The 15676-nt window shown below is 40.2% G+C and carries 11 protein-coding genes and 1 pseudogene; 4 read left to right on the top strand and 8 right to left on the bottom strand.

Translation table 11 applies throughout. The features are described from left to right. Positions 1-10 precede the first annotated feature (10 nt). Positions 11-454 (top strand): D-aminoacyl-tRNA deacylase, encoded by a 444-nt coding sequence (gene dtd, locus B7723_RS08540; protein ID WP_000691422.1) that lies wholly within the window; start codon positions 11-13, stop codon positions 452-454. Positions 455-484: 30 nt separating this feature from the next. On the opposite strand, the gene B7723_RS10645 is transcribed toward dtd, so the two are convergent. The 6 genes from B7723_RS10645 to B7723_RS08570 all read right to left on the bottom strand — a co-directional run bounded on the left by B7723_RS10645 (position 485) and on the right by B7723_RS08570 (position 4873). Further along, positions 485-898 (bottom strand): hypothetical protein, encoded by a 414-nt coding sequence (locus tag B7723_RS10645; RefSeq protein WP_007520495.1) that lies wholly within the window; start codon positions 896-898, stop codon positions 485-487. Positions 899-1005: 107 nt separating this feature from the next. Further along, positions 1006-1656, bottom strand: a complete 651-nt coding sequence (locus tag B7723_RS08550; protein ID WP_049520901.1) for a metal-dependent transcriptional regulator — start codon at positions 1654-1656, stop codon at positions 1006-1008. An 83-nt stretch (positions 1657-1739) separates the two neighbouring features. After that, the gene (gene tpx, locus B7723_RS08555) at positions 1740-2234 is read right to left on the bottom strand and encodes a thiol peroxidase (RefSeq protein WP_033630265.1); all 495 of its coding nucleotides are present in this window, start codon (positions 2232-2234) and stop codon (positions 1740-1742) included. Between the two features lie 113 nt (positions 2235-2347). Next, positions 2348-3280, bottom strand: coding sequence for a metal ABC transporter substrate-binding protein (locus B7723_RS08560; protein ID WP_084849514.1), 933 nt, complete (start codon positions 3278-3280; stop codon positions 2348-2350). A gap of 25 nt (positions 3281-3305) precedes the next feature. After that, positions 3306-4154 carry a metal ABC transporter permease gene (locus tag B7723_RS08565; protein WP_084849513.1) on the bottom strand — a complete coding sequence of 283 codons (849 nt, stop codon included), beginning with the start codon at positions 4152-4154 and terminating at the stop codon, positions 3306-3308. After that, the gene (locus B7723_RS08570; protein ID WP_084849512.1) at positions 4151-4873 is read right to left on the bottom strand and encodes a metal ABC transporter ATP-binding protein; all 723 of its coding nucleotides are present in this window, start codon (positions 4871-4873) and stop codon (positions 4151-4153) included. Before B7723_RS08570 ends, B7723_RS08565 begins: the two co-directional genes overlap by 4 nt. Positions 4874-5052: 179 nt before the next feature. Between B7723_RS08570 and B7723_RS08575 the strand changes: the two genes are divergently transcribed. Together B7723_RS08575 and B7723_RS08580 are read left to right on the top strand one after the other, a co-directional pair. Continuing rightward, positions 5053-6945, top strand: coding sequence for a M13 family metallopeptidase (locus B7723_RS08575; RefSeq protein ID WP_084849511.1), 1893 nt, complete (start codon positions 5053-5055; stop codon positions 6943-6945). 88 nt (positions 6946-7033) lie between these two features. Then, positions 7034-7798 (top strand): hypothetical protein, encoded by a 765-nt coding sequence (locus B7723_RS08580; protein WP_084849510.1) that lies wholly within the window; start codon positions 7034-7036, stop codon positions 7796-7798. Positions 7799-7901: 103 nt separating this feature from the next. On the opposite strand, the gene B7723_RS08585 is transcribed toward B7723_RS08580, so the two are convergent. Then, the gene (locus B7723_RS08585; protein ID WP_084849509.1) at positions 7902-8531 is read right to left on the bottom strand and encodes an MBL fold metallo-hydrolase; all 630 of its coding nucleotides are present in this window, start codon (positions 8529-8531) and stop codon (positions 7902-7904) included. A 101-nt stretch (positions 8532-8632) separates the two neighbouring features. Continuing rightward, positions 8633-9827: pseudogene (locus B7723_RS08590) on the bottom strand (ferredoxin reductase family protein). A 555-nt stretch (positions 9828-10382) separates the two neighbouring features. Between B7723_RS08590 and B7723_RS08595 the strand changes: the two are divergent. Then, positions 10383-15676 (top strand): YSIRK-type signal peptide-containing protein (locus tag B7723_RS08595; protein WP_142358082.1); only part of this gene is annotated, 5294 nt, incomplete at its 3' end.

Genomic DNA, 15676 nt, shown 5'->3' on the forward strand with positions numbered 1-15676 from the left:
AAAGGCGCTTATGAAAATCATCATTCAACGGGTAAAAAAAGCCCAAGTGAGTATCGAAGGTCAGGTTCAGGGAAAAATCAATCAGGGGCTCTTATTGTTGGTCGGTGTAGGCCCAGAGGACCAAGAGGAAGATTTGGACTATGCTGTGAGAAAGCTCGTCAACATGCGGATTTTTTCAGATGCAGAAGGCAAGATGAATCTGTCTGTCAAGGATATTGAGGGGGAAATCCTTTCCATTTCTCAGTTTACCCTCTTTGCGGACACTAAGAAAGGCAATCGTCCAGCCTTTACAGGTGCAGCCAAGCCTGATAGGGCATCAGATTTCTATGATGCTCTCAATCAAAAGCTAGCTCAGGAAGTACCTGTTCAGACAGGTATCTTTGGAGCGGATATGCAGGTGGAGCTGGTCAATGACGGACCGGTCACCATTATCCTTGATACAAAAAATAGATAAGAAAACCAAGCCAGTCGGCTTGGTTTTTATTTATAGGCACTCCCAGAAGGAGATGTGTTTGTCGTAAAAGTCGGGATAGTTTTCTCTTAGGTGGCTAGCCGTTATATAATATAAAGTAGAATGACAGGAAGTAAAGACTGGAGTAAGAGAGTAGAAATATTGAGGGCCAGTGATGGCTAAAAAGACAAATAATAGAAAATCGCTGATGAGCACTCCTAAATAGTAGAAGCGAATTTTTTTGTTCATCTGAGGATAAATCTCAGAGAAATGTTTTTTGAGTCGATTGACCAAGCGAAATAGCAGTAGTCCTTGAGCAAGGATGAAAATGAAGCAAAAAATCAGACCTCTCTCCAAAGAAAGTTCGTATCGGGGTCTGAAAGTTACCAACAGTAGCAAATCGCTGACTACAATGGCTGCAAAATGGATTCTAAAGAGCTTTTTCATAGGAAGACCTCCCTCTTTTATCTACCTTCATTCTACACCAAACAAATGGGAGTTGCAACTAACATAATAAAAAATCCCTGAAAGGAATTTCTTTCAGGAATAAGGGCTTAGTTGATTTTTTCGACATAGAGTTGTTTGGCGATATCCATACTAACTTGGAGGTCTTCGTCTTTGTTGACCAGAGTAAAGCTATTAGAAAAGCCATCAAACTGCTTGACTTGTAGTTGGTCACCGATATGAATTGCGTGCTTTTCTAGATATTTGAGTAGTTCAAAACTATCATGAACGCGTGTCAGGAGATAGGTTCCAGCTTCCTGGACGGCCGCTAGTGGCAGGTTATTGATTTCAACCAAGAGTTCTCCCTCAGCTGGTATGGTTCCACCGTGGGGACAGGTTTTAGGGAAGCCCAGTAGTTTATCCAGTCTCTTTACAAATAGGTCAGAGACAGTGTGCTCTAGGACCTCAGCTTCTTCGTGGATCTGATCGCTAGTATAGTCTAGATGGTGAACTAGAAAGACTTCAATCAAACGGTGTTTACGATAGAGCTCAGAGACAAGTTTGAGGCCAATATCTGTCAATAGATAGCCGTTCTCCTTATCCTTGAGGATGAGATTTTCACTTTTCATGCGTTTGATCATCTCTGTTACGGCAGGTGGAGATACCTGCATACGGGCAGCAATTTCTTTGTTGGTGATTTTTTGCATCTCCGTACCGATTTCATAAATACATTTTAGGTAGTCTTCTTTATTTGGAGTCATTCGTTTCCTCTTGTCTTTTCTCTCCTTCTAGTATATCAAAAAAAGCTAGATTTCTCTAGCCTTCTGCCATAATGCTTGTGATTTTAGTCTAGTTCTTTAACTGCAGCAATAGCAGCTTCAAAGTTTGGCTCCGTGTTGATATTGTCAACGTATTCTACATAACGGATGACATTGTCAGTATCGAGAACAAAGACGGCACGTGCAAGGAGATGCCATTCGTTGATCAAGAGGGCATAATCGCGCCCGAAAGAATGGTCAAAGTAGTCTGAAAGCATGATGGCATTATCAAGGCCTTCAGCCCCGCACCAGCGTCCTTGGGCAAATGGTAGGTCCATAGAAACAGTAAGAACGACGGTATTGTCGAGGTTAGCTAGTTCTTGGTTGAATCGACGTGTTTGCGTTGAGCAGATACCAGTATCGATAGAAGGGACAACACTCAAGACTTTTTTCTTTCCATCAAAGTCAGCTAGCGTTTTTTTAGAGAGATCGGTTGTCGTAAGAGAAAAGTCAAGTGCCTTGTCTCCGACTTGCAGTTGTTTACCTGTAAAAGTTACAGGATTTCCGAGAAAAGTGGTCATGAAACTACTCCATTCTTTTTTCTTTTATTCTACCGAGAATTGTCAGATTTTTCCAATGATTTGACCGGAAATTGAAAAAACGCCAATTCGGTGAGAATGACGTTTTTAATGGATTATTTTGACAAACCTTCAGCAATCTTGTCAAGGTTGTATTTCATCATGTTGTAGTAGCTGTCACCTTCTTTACCTTCTTCAGCGATTGAGTCAGTAAAGATTTGTGCGTAAATTGGAATATTTGTGTCTTGTGAAACAGTCTTCATTGGACGGTCATCGACACTTGATTCAACAAAGAGGGATGGAACTTTTGTTTGGCGAAGCTTTTCAACCAAGGTCTTGATTTGTTCCGGTGTTCCTTCTTCTTCTGTGTTGATTTCCCAGATGTAGGCACTTGGGACACCGTAGGCTTTAGAGAAGTATTTGAAGCATCCTTCGCTGGTTACGATGAGTTTTTTCTCAGCAGGGATATTGTTAAATTTCTCTTTGGCTTCCTTGTCCAGTTTGTCTAGCTTTTCAGTATATTCTTTGAGATTTTTTTCGTAGAATTCCTTGTTGCTAGGGTCTTTTGCAATCAGCTGTTTAGCGATATTCTTAGCATAAATCATCCCATTTTCAAGGTTGAGCCAAGCGTGTGGGTCTTCTTTGCCTTTCTCGTTTTGACCCTCAAGGTAGATGATGTCTACACCGTCGCTAACTGCATAGTAGTCTTTGTTTTCAGTTTTCTTGGCATTTTCGACCAATTTGGTAAACCAAGCATTGCCACCTGTTTCAAGGTTGATACCGTTATAGAAAATGAGGTCAGCCTCAGAAGTTTTCTTAACGTCTTCAGGAAGTGGTTCGTATTCGTGTGGGTCTTGACCAACAGGAACGATACTGTGAAGATCAATCTTGTCACCAGCGATATTCTTTGTAATATCAGCGATGATAGAGTTAGTTGCTACAACCTTTAGTTTTTGGTTTGTAGATGCTGTGTCTTTTTTTCCGCTAGCACAGGCAGCTAATCCAATGATAGCAAGAAAAAGAACAAGCAATGTACCTAATTTTTTCATTAGATTCCTCCAGAAGGGTTTCCCCTTATTTATTGATTTTTTTATTTTTTAGTTTCAAGTATCGTTGCTTTGGAGCGATAAAGAAGCTAATGAGAAAGAAACTGGCAGATGTGAGCACGATGCTGGATCCTGCTGCGAGATTGAAGCTATAGCCGATAAAGAGTCCCACGACAGAAGCCAGTGCTCCTAGACTTGATGAAAGAAAAATCATGCTCTTTAGGCTATTAGCATAAAGGTAAGCCGTCGCAGCTGGAGTGATTAGCATGGCCACGATAAGAATAGTTCCAACACTTTGCATGGCAGTGACTGACACAAGGGTCAAGAGCACCATGAGCAGATAGTGGTAGAAATTGACAGGCATTCCCATGGCTTTAGCCAGGAGCTCGTCAAAAGATGTAATCAATAGTTGTTTAAAGAAAATCCCGATAATCAAAAGAATGATTGCCCCCACACCAATGGTAATCCACATATCCATGTCTTGGACAGCGAGGATATTCCCGAAAAGGATATGGAAGAGATCTGTCGAACTCTTGGCAACGCTAATCAAGATGACACCTAGGGCTAAGAAAGATGAAAAGGTAATACCAATGGCAGTGTCACTCTTGATGATAGAGTTACCCTTGATGTAGGTAATGATAATGGAAGCCATCAAGCCAAAGATGATGGCTCCAATAAAGAAATCAATTCCCAGAATAAAGGAAAGGGCTACGCCGGGCAAAACTGCGTGAGAGATAGCATCTCCCATGAGAGACATCCCACGTAGGATGATAAAACATCCCACAGCACCAGCAACGACTCCGATGACTATAGCTGTTATCAAGGCGTTTTGTAGGAAATGGAAATGTTGCAATCCATCGATAAATTCTGCTATCATAGGTCACCTCCATTGAAAAAGAGTTTGTTACCGTAGGCCTTCTTAAGATTGGCTTCGGTAAAGGTTTCTTTAGTCGGACCAAGGTCTATTAATTCTCGATTGAGAAGCAAAACTTGGTCGAAATAATGGGGGACTTTGCTGAGGTCATGATGGACGATGAGAACTGTTTTACCAGCTTTTTTAAGGTCTCTCAGCGTGTTCATGATAATCTCTTCACTAACCGAATCAATCCCGACAAATGGCTCATCTAGAAAGATGTAGTCAGCTTCCTGCACTAAACAACGGGCAATCAACACACGTTGAAATTGTCCGCCTGAGAGCTGGCTGATTTGGCGATCAGCATAGTCTGAGAGCCCAACGATTTCAAGTGCATTTGCCACTTTTTTCCAGTGGCTGGCTTTTAAGGTGTGAAAGAGTGGGATAGATGGATAGAGTCCCAGAGAGACACATTCCTTGACCTTGATAGGGAAATTGTAGTCGATATGGATCTTTTGCTCGACATAGGCAACCCGATGTAAAGATTTCTTGAATTCTTTGTCATCGAGAAAGGCCTGACCTTCATGTGGGATAATTCCCAACATACTTTTTAATAAAGTTGATTTTCCAGCACCGTTTGGACCAATAATTCCGGTAATAGTTGGTCCTTGGAGCACTAGTGAAATATCCTTTAGTGCCAACGTTTCTTTGTAGGAGACACTGAGGTTTTCGATACGTATCATAAAGTTGTATTCCTCCTGCCTTTTAATATACCTTAAAAAAAAAATTAAGTCAAGTTAATTTTTGAAAAATTTAAAATAATAACTGAAAAATGAAGTAAAAAGAGAAACCATTTTTAATTGCATTCCCAAGTGTTTTTTGCTAAGCTAAGAATAAGTGAAAAAATGAAAGCGAGAACAAGATGACACGTTATCAAGACGATTTTTATGATGCAATCAATGGTGAATGGGAAAAAACAGCTGTCATTCCAGCTGACAAATCTCGAACAGGTGGTTTTATTGACCTTGACGAGGAAATTGAAAAGTTGATGCTAGCAACTACGGACAAGTGGTTGGCAGGTGAGGATGTTCCAGAGGATGCCATCCTCGCAAACTTTGTTAAGTACCATCGTATGGTACGTGATTTTGACAAGAGAGAAGCAGATGGAATCAAGCCTGTCCTTCCTCTACTTAAGGAATACCAAGACTTGGAGAGCTTCGCAGATTTCACCAGCAAACTAGCAGAATTTGAACTAGCAGGCAAGCCAAACTTCCTTCCATTTGGGGTATCACCAGACTTTATGGATGCCAGAACCAATGTTCTCTGGGCAAGTGCACCAGGAACAATCTTGCCAGATACGACTTACTACGCTGAAGACCATCCTCAGCGTGAGGAGCTCTTGACTCTTTGGAATGAAAGTACAACGAATCTACTCAAAGCCTATGATTTTTCAGATGAGGAAATCGCGGACTTACTAGAGAAACGATTGGAATTGGACCGTCGCATTGCGGCTGTGGTGCTTTCTAACGAAGAAAGTTCAGAATATGCCAAACTCTACCATCCATACGCTTATGAAGATTTCAAGAAATTTGCTCCTGCCCTACCTTTGGATAATTTCTTCCATACAGTTCTTGGACAAACTCCAGATAAGGTTATCGTAGACGAGGAACGTTTCTGGCAAGCAGCAGAGCAATTCTATAGTGAAGAAGCGTGGCCTCTACTCAAAGCAACCTTGATTTTGGGCGTAGTCAATCTTTCAACCAGCTATCTGACAGATGAGATTCGTATCTTGTCAGGTGCCTACGGACGTGCCCTTTCAGGTGTGCCAGAAGCTCAGGACAAGGTCAAGGCAGCTTATCACTTGGCCCAAGGGCCTTTCAAGCAAGCTCTTGGTCTCTGGTATGCGCATGAAAAATTCTCTCCAGAAGCTAAGGCAGACGTAGAGAAAAAAGTAGCGACTATGATTGATGTTTATAAGGAACGCTTATCCAAGAACGACTGGCTCACACCTGAAACGCGAGACAAGGCCATTGTTAAACTCAATGTCATCAAGCCTTATATCGGTTATCCAGAAGAATTGCCAGAACGCTACAAGGACAAAGTAGTGGATGAAACTGCCAGTCTCTTTGAGAATGCCCTAGCCTTTGCGCGTGTGGAAATCAAGCACAGCTGGAGCAAGTGGAACCAACCGGTTGATTACAAGGAGTGGGGTATGCCAGCTCATATGGTCAATGCCTACTACAATCCTCAGAAGAACTTGATTGTCTTCCCAGCGGCTATTTTACAGGCTCCATTCTATGACTTGCATCAGTCGTCTTCTGCCAACTACGGTGGTATTGGTGCTGTTATTGCTCACGAGATTTCTCATGCCTTCGACACAAATGGCGCTTCTTTTGATGAAAATGGTAGCCTCAAGGATTGGTGGACAGAGAGTGACTATGCTGCCTTTAAAGAAAAAACGCAGAAAGTTATCGACCAGTTTGATGGACAAGAATCTTACGGAGCAACGATTAATGGGAAACTAACCGTGTCTGAAAACGTTGCCGACTTGGGAGGAATTGCTGCAGCCCTTGAAGCTGCTAAGAGAGAACCAGACTTCTCTGCTGAAGAATTCTTCCACAACTTTGCTCGTATCTGGCGCATGAAAGGCCGTCCTGAGTTGATGAAACTTATGGCCAGTGTCGATGTGCACGCGCCTGCCAAACTCCGTGTCAATGTGCAAGTACCTAACTTCGATGACTTCTTTACAACCTATGATGTCAAAGAAGGCGACGGAATGTGGCGTTCACCAGAAGAACGTGTGATTATTTGGTAAAGTGAGTCCTAAATCAAGTATCATTTTGAAGTGAGTGACTCATATTTGAAGTTTATCCATCTGAAAATAAAGTGCTACCGAGGTTAACATGAAGAAATATTTAATGATGCTTTTAGCTATTTTTTCGATTTCAGTTCTGGCATCTTGTGGTTTCATTAAAAACAAGAGTAATACAGAATCTTCATCTACATTATCATCTGTATCCAAAGATGATAAGACTAGTGTATCAACAGAAGCAAAGGCTGAAAATACTAGTGACTCGTCAACCAAAGAATCGCAATCGACTGCTGAAAATAAGAAAGAAACTAGACAAGATTTATATAAAGAAGTGATTGAACGCTATAATCACTTTATAGACCTTTTAAAACAAGGTAATAGAGAAGATTTATACAAGGAAAATAAACAAGATAAGATTACTTCAGAAGAATATGGCCTAGTTTTCTCTCGAATGGGTTATCAAAATGCACCCGATTGGAAATACGCAATTGTTGATTTGAATAAGGATGGTCAAGACGAGTTGCTTATTGGCGATGAAAAATTTGTTTCAGCCATTTATTATTTGGAAAATCAAAAACCTAGCTTACTTCACACAGCATATATAGCTTCTGCAGGTGGTTTTCGCTCAGGATTTGATATTTATGAAAACGGTCAAGTCTCTTATGCAGACTGGCAGTCAACTCGTCCAGAAATGAACCTGTCTCTATATTCGTTCGATAAAAACGGAGTGCAGAAGATTAAAGAAGCAACTATTCAAATCGGTGGCAATGAAAAAGCAGAGCAAGTTTTAGATATTTCTTCTGAAAAGCTTGATTTGTCTAACATTGGTTGGAAAGAATTGAATCCAGCTAATTAGTTTTGAATTACTTTTCTAGTCAATATTGATTCTTCTGAGCAAATATTGACATAGAAATTGAAGCTACAAAAAAACCAAGGATTTTTCCTTGGTTTTTTGCTTGCTAGAAAAAGGGGTTAAAGGTCTTTTCGTGAGCGATGGTCGTAGCTGGACCATGCCCAGGATAGACATCGTAGTTAGGAAGAGTGAAGAGTTGAGTCTGAATGCTATGGAGGAGTTGTTCCGTGCTACCAGTAGGAAGGTCTGTCCGTCCAATGGTTTCTCGGAATAGAGCATCTCCGGTCAAGACTAGATGAGTATCAGGAAAGACGATAGAAACGCCACCGATAGAGTGTCCTGGGGTTGGTAGAACTGTAAAACGAAATTCCTCAAGCTGGTATTCCTCATGAAAGACAAAGGTGTGTTCTGCTGGTTTGCAGACGACATCAGCCATATCATCATGACGAGGTAGCCCAGAGAGATTGTCAACGGGGGTATAGAGCCAGCTAGCTTCACTCTCTGCCACATAAACGGGAGGATTTCCAAAAGCTTCACGAACTAAGTCCAGACTCATAATATGGTCGTAGTGGGTGTGGGTCAGGAGAATCGCGCAGACGGGTTTGTTGATTTTCTCAATAGTCTTGCGGATGGCTTCCCAATGGCTACCTGGGTCAACCACAATCAGGTGTTGGTCTCCTTCTAGATAATAAGTGTTTTCATAGGCAACGGGATTCACGGTTTTATGGATTTTCATACTGGCTCCAATCTCAAAGAATGTACTAAACTAAGTATAGCATAGAAGAGGGAAATAAAGTGAAAAGAAAGTCCCTCTTTTGTGTTAGAGGGACAACGGTCTTATTTAAACTTGAAACCTTCGTAAATGAGTTTTGCTTTGGGATTCTTTTTCTTGATTTGCTTGGCAAGGGCCTTCATCATAGGAAGAGGTCCACACATATAGACTGTAGTCTGGGCAGGGATTTCTTCTTGATCCAAAGTCAGGTATCCTTTTTCATTGCTATCGACCAGCTGCAGGTCAAAGTTAGCATTTTGACGGGCGTAGTCACGAAGTAAATCTAGGTAGACAGCATTTTCCTCTCCACGGAAACTATAGTAGAAGCGGACATTCCTGTCTAGGATAGGATGCTCTCGGATATAAGAGATGAAAGGTGTCATTCCAATTCCACCTGCGATCCAGATTTGCTGCTTTGGACCGTGTTCCATAGTCATATGTCCATAGGCGCGATCAACTGCGACCTTGCTACCAACTTGAAGATTGTCATAGATATTCTTGGTGTGGTCACCAGAGTTTTTAATCGTAAAATAAAGAGTTCGTCCTTGTCCTCCTGAGATGGAGAAAGGGTGTGGAGCAGTCTCAAAACCTTTTTGGAAAATTTTTAGAAAGGCAAATTGCCCATATTCGTAAGTGAAAGGATGACTGAGTTCTATTTCAATTTCAGTCGTGTCGTGGTTGAGGCGTTTGATTCCTACGATTTTTCCAAGATAGGTGAAACCGACCTTTTGATAAAGGAAAATAATATAAAATCCTGCAAGCAAGCCTAAAATAGCATAGATTCCAAAGATAAGACCTAGGAAACTAAAGGAGAGGAGACGATTTCCCATGATCATCAAAACATGAAAAAGGCCAAAGATATAGGCTAGATAAACCAATCGATGAATCCATCTCCAAGCTTCATACTGGATGTATTGTCCCAGATAGGCAACCAGAACAATGCTGATAAAGATATAGATAGCGATATTTCCAAACTGGGCAGCCAAATGCGAACCCCAGAGACCACCCATGCTAAAGTTGTGTAGGGTTAGTAGGAGAATGGATAGAAAAGCAGTGAATTTATGAGCAAGATACATCTTTTCAAGTCCGTTAAACCAAGCCTCAAGCAGGGGTAAACGGCTAGCTAGTATAAAAGTAAGTGAGAGGGTAGTGAGAGCTAAACCAGGGATTAGAAACTGACTAGCGCCTGAACTAAGCCAAGCTAGGATAGTCAGAAGCATACTAAGTCCGATAAATAAAAATACCTTTTAATGATTTCATAGTTGAAGTCCTTTCATGGATTTATCTTATATTAGATGTAATAAGATTTGTTACATTTTAACAAAAAAAGAATCTGTAGTCAAGGTTTAGGGTCTCGGCCTCTAAGTCAAATTTTCATGATAATCTATAAATAACGGCTAAGAAATATACTGTTAGATTTGTGTACTTCTTATAGAAATTTTTTTGTTATAACAATGTAAGTGTGGGAAAAATTTAACTTCTACAAAACTCTAAAAAATAAATTGATACATAAAAGTGTATTTTATTTAATTATTGGATAAGCGACACCTGAAATTTACATGATGTAAACCTCTGTGAGTATTGGTCTTTTAAAGTATTTGGTGTTAAATTATTTTTGTATTTTTCTCAAATAAAATAATTAAAAATGTTGAAAAAGAGAACAGAAAATGTTAGTATGAATATGCATATTGAATATGAGGATATAATCCTTTTAGAATAACGAAATTTAAAAACCAATTTTCGAGAAGGGAAAGAAATTTCGTTTTTTCTATATTTCAATATCGACATAATAAAAATAGGGAGGTTGTTTTTCTTATGAAGAGTAAGCAACAGGATTTTAGAACGGAGAAATACATTCGATACGGGATTCGAAAGTATAGTTTAGGAGTAGCATCAGTAGCAATTTCAGCAGGTTTGATGTTTTTGGGCAATGGAGCAGTATCAGCGATGGAACTTCAAGGAGCAGATACTACGCTTGTTTCAACATCGACATTGAATACGGAATCTTCTACGGAAACAGAAAAACCAGAAACTTCGATAGAAAAAGAAAAAGAAGTTGCCCTTAAGACGGTTGATAAAACGGATTTAGTTAAAAAAATTACAGAACTTGAAGAGAAAGTAAAAACAGCAAAGAATATAGATGACGTGGTACTAACATCTGCTAAAGAGCTATTAGATTCTGCGAAATCTGTCATCTCAAAAGAGATAGTTGAGCAAGAGGAAGTGGATACTGAACTTGCTAAGATTAAAGAGTTAATTACGGTATTTGCTGAGTCTGTCGAAGTTGGGAAAATAACGGAATCTACAGAAAAAGCAGAAGAAACCAAAGAAACAAAAGAAACTGTTGTACCAGTCCAAGAAGCTAAAAAAATCTTAGAACAAGTTACTTCTGAAGCTGAGGTAACCAATGTTTTAGCAACTGAAGCAGTCCGGAAAAATAAGGTTGAGGGTGAAAACAAAGCGGCGATTGAGGCGGCGGTAGCTAATAATAAGGGAGTTATTGCAGAAACTAAAAAAGTCCTAGCGAATGATGCCCTTACAGCTAAACAAATCAATGATCAATTGTCACGCTTAAATGATTCCATTCTTGCTGTCTACAATGATCTGAAAAAAGCAGGAGTTGGAAAAGACGGGAACTTTGGAGTAGCTTTGGCTGCTCAAGATTTCTATGCTGAAGAGGGTTCTAATACAACTCATGCATCGGAAACAAACGCTGCAAATCATACTGGTAAAGATACCTATACAATTCCAGTACAAGAAATTAAACTAATTACGGGTACTGATGCTACAGGTCTAGAGATTGAAGTCTATTCTAATCAGCGGGTTGGTAATGATACAAATGCTGGAAATGGGATGCATACAGAACAAGGTGGAAAGACTGGTCATAACAACAAAGGACGTGTAGATTATCCATTAACTCCTGATGCCGCTAAAAAATTAGCAGAAGAAGCACCACTTTGGAGAAATAAACTCCGTGCGGATGGGTCAAGAATTTCAAACGCTGCGACGTCAATATACTCTGCTAACGGTGGTTATGAATACCTAGCTACAGAAATTTATGGCTATGGGTATGAACAAGGAGTTGACAGAGTTTATATTAAAGGTTTGAAAGATCGTATTGCAGTTACAGAAAAAGCTAAGCAAGCTGGTTGGAGTTTAACTTCTGTAACCCCAACTAACCTTGTGCCGGGCTTGACATACGATTCAGAAACAGACACAATTCAAGGAAAAGTCATAGCGGATATTGAAAATGGAGTTTATGATTTACGATTTAATATTACTGCGACCAATACAGATGGTCGAACAGTAACTTTCCAAATTCAGAATCTTCGTGCTGGTTGGGTCGGGTGGCAAGATAGCACGCCTCCTAAAATAAAATCAGATTCTGAGCGTTATGATCGTAAAGTAGGTGATGATGCTAATGTAAATATTCAATTCTATGACGAATCAGGTGCCAGTGCAACACCAGCAAATAGTCGAGGAACTTATAACTACACGACAGTTGAAGGAAAAGTTGTAAGAGTGCCTCAAAGATTTTCTAGAGCAGTGACAGGAGTTTCAGGATATAACACCATTGGTGAACAATTAGATGATTCTAAAGTCCTAATTCCAGGTACTAGCTATAGTGTTGCAAACAGTACTTCTGATGAGCAAGCTGCTGATCAAACGAATATGGGGAGAGGAATCATTTCTGGAAAATTAACTGAAGCAGGAATTTACACAGTCTCCGTATTTGCAAAAGATTATGATAAATTGGCTAATAATAATGTCTGGAACCAATCTGGACAAGAAGCACATGCTACTGTAACATTAGTCGTGAAACCAAAGGTTGAGGTTCAAAACGTTGAAACTTACTCAACAGTTGTACCAGTTAAAATTTCTAAAGGTGCATCAAGTGCTAAGGTAACAATGCCGGATGGTACTGTAACCAATCTAAAAGCAGTTAATGGCAAATGGCTCGTAGACAGTGGTTCAACCAACACAGCTGTTTCTGAAAATCAAGAATTAGGTATTGTAGATTCCGATATAGTCTTTAATATTCCTGTGACATCAGAGGCAACTGCCAAAGTTGGTGTTGATAATATCAAAGTAGAAGCATCTGCTGAAAATGTTAAGGGAACTTTCTTACGTGAACAAGTTGAGTTAAATGGAACGGATGGGCAAAAACATACTGCTACTTTTAATAAGGCTACCGGACACTGGGAGTTACCTAGCGACTATGCTGAAAGTAAAACACTGAATGGTGATGGTACGACAAGATGGACTAAACGTCAAGTGTACACAGAAGCTCAGCAAGACGGTGGTATGAAATTTTATATCTATGAGTACATTCGACAGCTTGATAGCACTGGGAAAGTGACAAGTGTAGAAACGCCAACTCGCCCAGAAACGATTTATGTTTCTAAGAATACTAATCAGGTAGGTGATGGAATGTCAGTAACTGTCACTTATGACAAACATTCAAATACCTGGGCGTCATCTGATGGAACGGAAGTGACTGCTACTAAGCTTGGAAATGACTCTTGGGAAGTTCATACTAAGTCAGGGTTTGGTGGTATTATTAGAGGGACGATTGCCACAAATACGGATGTGGCAACGGTTGTAAATACAAAACCAACAGCAACTTCACAAGATTATACTTCAACAAAAGGTACAGCTGTCGACCTTCGTAATGAAGCAAAAGCTGCAGTAAGCATCTCAGACTCTGAAGATGCTAAATATGGAAAAACTACCTATATCACTAGAATCACAGTAACATCGCCTTCAGGAGTTCAAAAAGTATTTGATACCAAACAAGATGTAAATAACTATAATATTGCTAGTGGATATAGCTTAAATGAAGTAGGAGTATATACTGTTAAGATTGATGTTATTGATAGTAATGGAAATTACACTACTGAAGCAACAATCGGTGGAACTGAGTCGGGAGTTGATCATGGAGTTGATTCATCAACCGCTACAACAACCTACCATATTACAGTAACTGATACGATTGAAGGACATAATGTGACTTCGACTGATGTTCAAGGTGCCACTCAAAAAGAAACTCCAACCTTTACATCTGTTGGAGATGGATCACCAGTAAAACCAAGTGCTTCTTCGCCTGCTAAGTTAGTAGATCCAAAAACAGGTGGATTTGTTGATACTCTAACAATTGATGGTCAGGGTACCTACTCAATTGATAATGAAACAGGCAGAGTAACCTTTGTTCCATTGAAGACATTTACAGGTACAGCAACACCTGTCACAGTTTCACTTACTGCAAAATTAGGAAAAGATGCTAATGATACTGATATTACAGCAACTGCTACAGCAACGTATACTCCAACTGTAATACCTGTTAAACCAACTTCTATAGATGCTGAATCCGAAGGTCCAAAAGGACAAACACAACACGGCACACCAACTTTTGCTGGTGGTAAAGTTGAAGTAAACGGTGTGGAGAAGACTGTTGAAATTGATGAAAATGTCAAACCAACCTTTGATGATAGTTCAACTAAAAAAGTTGTTCCGGGAGAAGGAACTTATACCATTGATGAAAATGGTGTGGTAACTTTCACACCAGAAAAAGACTTTGTTGGGAAGGCTTCAGGAGTTACAGTCAAACGAGTTGATAAGAACGGAACAGAAATAACTGCAAAATACACTCCGACTGTCCGTCCAATTACTTCATTTGTAGATACTAAGGGGAATACATTAATTCCAAGCGAAGACGGTGAACAACCTAAGAAAGATATCCCAGGTTACCGCTTCGTAGAGACTAAGAAACTTCCAAACGGTGACACAGAACATGTCTACGAAAAAGTTAAGACCAGTCATAAGGATAAGGAAGGCAATGAAATTCCAGGATATCCAACCGAAGACGGTGAACAACCTAAGAAAGATATCCCAGGTTACCGCTTCGTAGAGACTAAGAAACTTCCAAACGGTGACACAGAACATGTCTACGAAAAAGTTAAGACCAGTCATAAGGATAAGGAAGGCAATGAAATTCCAGGATATCCAACCGAAGACGGTGAACAACCTAAGAAAGATATCCCAGGTTACCGCTTCGTAGAGACTAAGAAACTTCCAAACGGTGACACAGAACATGTCTACGAAAAAGTTAAGACCAGTCATAAGGATAAGGAAGGCAATGAAATTCCAGGATATCCAACCGAAGACGGCGAACAACCTAAGAAGGATATTCCAGGCTACCGCTTCGTAGAGACTAAGAAACTTCCAAACGGTGACACAGAACATGTCTACGAAAAAGTGAAGACCAGTCACAAGGATAAGGAAGGCAATGAAATTCCAGGATATCCAACAGAAGATGGTGAACAACCTAAGAAAGATATTCCAGGTTACCGCTTCGTAGAGACTAAGAAACTTCCAAACGGTGACACAGAACATGTCTACGAAAAAGTTAAGACCAGTCACAAGGATAAGGAAGGCAATGAAATTCCAGGATATCCAACAGAAGATGGTGAACAACCTAAGAAAGATATTCCAGGTTACCGCTTCGTAGAGACTAAGAAACTTCCAAACGGTGACACAGAACATGTCTACGAAAAAGTTAAGACCAGTCACAAGGATAAGGAAGGCAATGAAATTCCAGGTCATCCAACCGAAGACGGTGAACAACCTAAGAAAGATATCCCAGGTTACCGCTTCGTAGAGACTAAGAAACTTCCAAACGGTGACACAGAACATGTCTACGAAAAAGTTAAGACTAGTCATAAGGATAAGGAAGGCAATGAGATTCCAGGCTACCCAACCGAAGATGGCCAACAACCTAAGAAAGATATCCCAGGTTACCGCTTCGTAGAGACTAAGAAACTTCCAAACGGTGACACAGAACATGTCTACGAAAAAGTGAAGACCAGTCATAAGGATAAGGAAGGGAATGAAATTCCAGGTTATCCAACCGAAGACGGCCAACAACCTAAGAAAGATATTCCAGGTTACCGCTTCGTAGAGACTAAGAAACTTCCAAACGGTGACACAGAACACGTTTATGAGAAGGTTAAGACCAGTCATAAGGATAAGGAAGGCAATGAAATTCCAGGTTATCCAACCGAAGACGGTGAACAACCTAAGAAAGATATTCCAGGCTACCGCTTCGTAGA

Origin of the sequence: Streptococcus oralis subsp. oralis, from assembly GCF_002096435.1 — a bacterium.
GTDB classification, from domain to species: Bacteria; Bacillota; Bacilli; order Lactobacillales; family Streptococcaceae; genus Streptococcus; species Streptococcus oralis_AA.

What these genes read in the sequence shown, in the direction of transcription:
- B7723_RS10645 (WP_007520495.1), bottom strand. Translation starts at nt 898, where the DNA reads ATGAAAAAGCTCTTTAGAATCCATTTTGCAGCCATTGTAGTCAGCGAT.
- B7723_RS08565 (WP_084849513.1), bottom strand. Translation starts at nt 4,154, where the DNA reads ATGATAGCAGAATTTATCGATGGATTGCAACATTTCCATTTCCTACAA.
- dtd (WP_000691422.1), top strand. Translation starts at nt 11, where the DNA reads ATGAAAATCATCATTCAACGGGTAAAAAAAGCCCAAGTGAGTATCGAA.
- tpx (WP_033630265.1), bottom strand. Translation starts at nt 2,234, where the DNA reads ATGACCACTTTTCTCGGAAATCCTGTAACTTTTACAGGTAAACAACTG.
- B7723_RS08550 (WP_049520901.1), bottom strand. Translation starts at nt 1,656, where the DNA reads ATGACTCCAAATAAAGAAGACTACCTAAAATGTATTTATGAAATCGGT.
- B7723_RS08575 (WP_084849511.1), top strand. Translation starts at nt 5,053, where the DNA reads ATGACACGTTATCAAGACGATTTTTATGATGCAATCAATGGTGAATGG.
- B7723_RS08585 (WP_084849509.1), bottom strand. Translation starts at nt 8,531, where the DNA reads ATGAAAATCCATAAAACCGTGAATCCCGTTGCCTATGAAAACACTTAT.
- B7723_RS08570 (WP_084849512.1), bottom strand. Translation starts at nt 4,873, where the DNA reads ATGATACGTATCGAAAACCTCAGTGTCTCCTACAAAGAAACGTTGGCA.
- B7723_RS08560 (WP_084849514.1), bottom strand. Translation starts at nt 3,280, where the DNA reads ATGAAAAAATTAGGTACATTGCTTGTTCTTTTTCTTGCTATCATTGGA.
- B7723_RS08580 (WP_084849510.1), top strand. Translation starts at nt 7,034, where the DNA reads ATGAAGAAATATTTAATGATGCTTTTAGCTATTTTTTCGATTTCAGTT.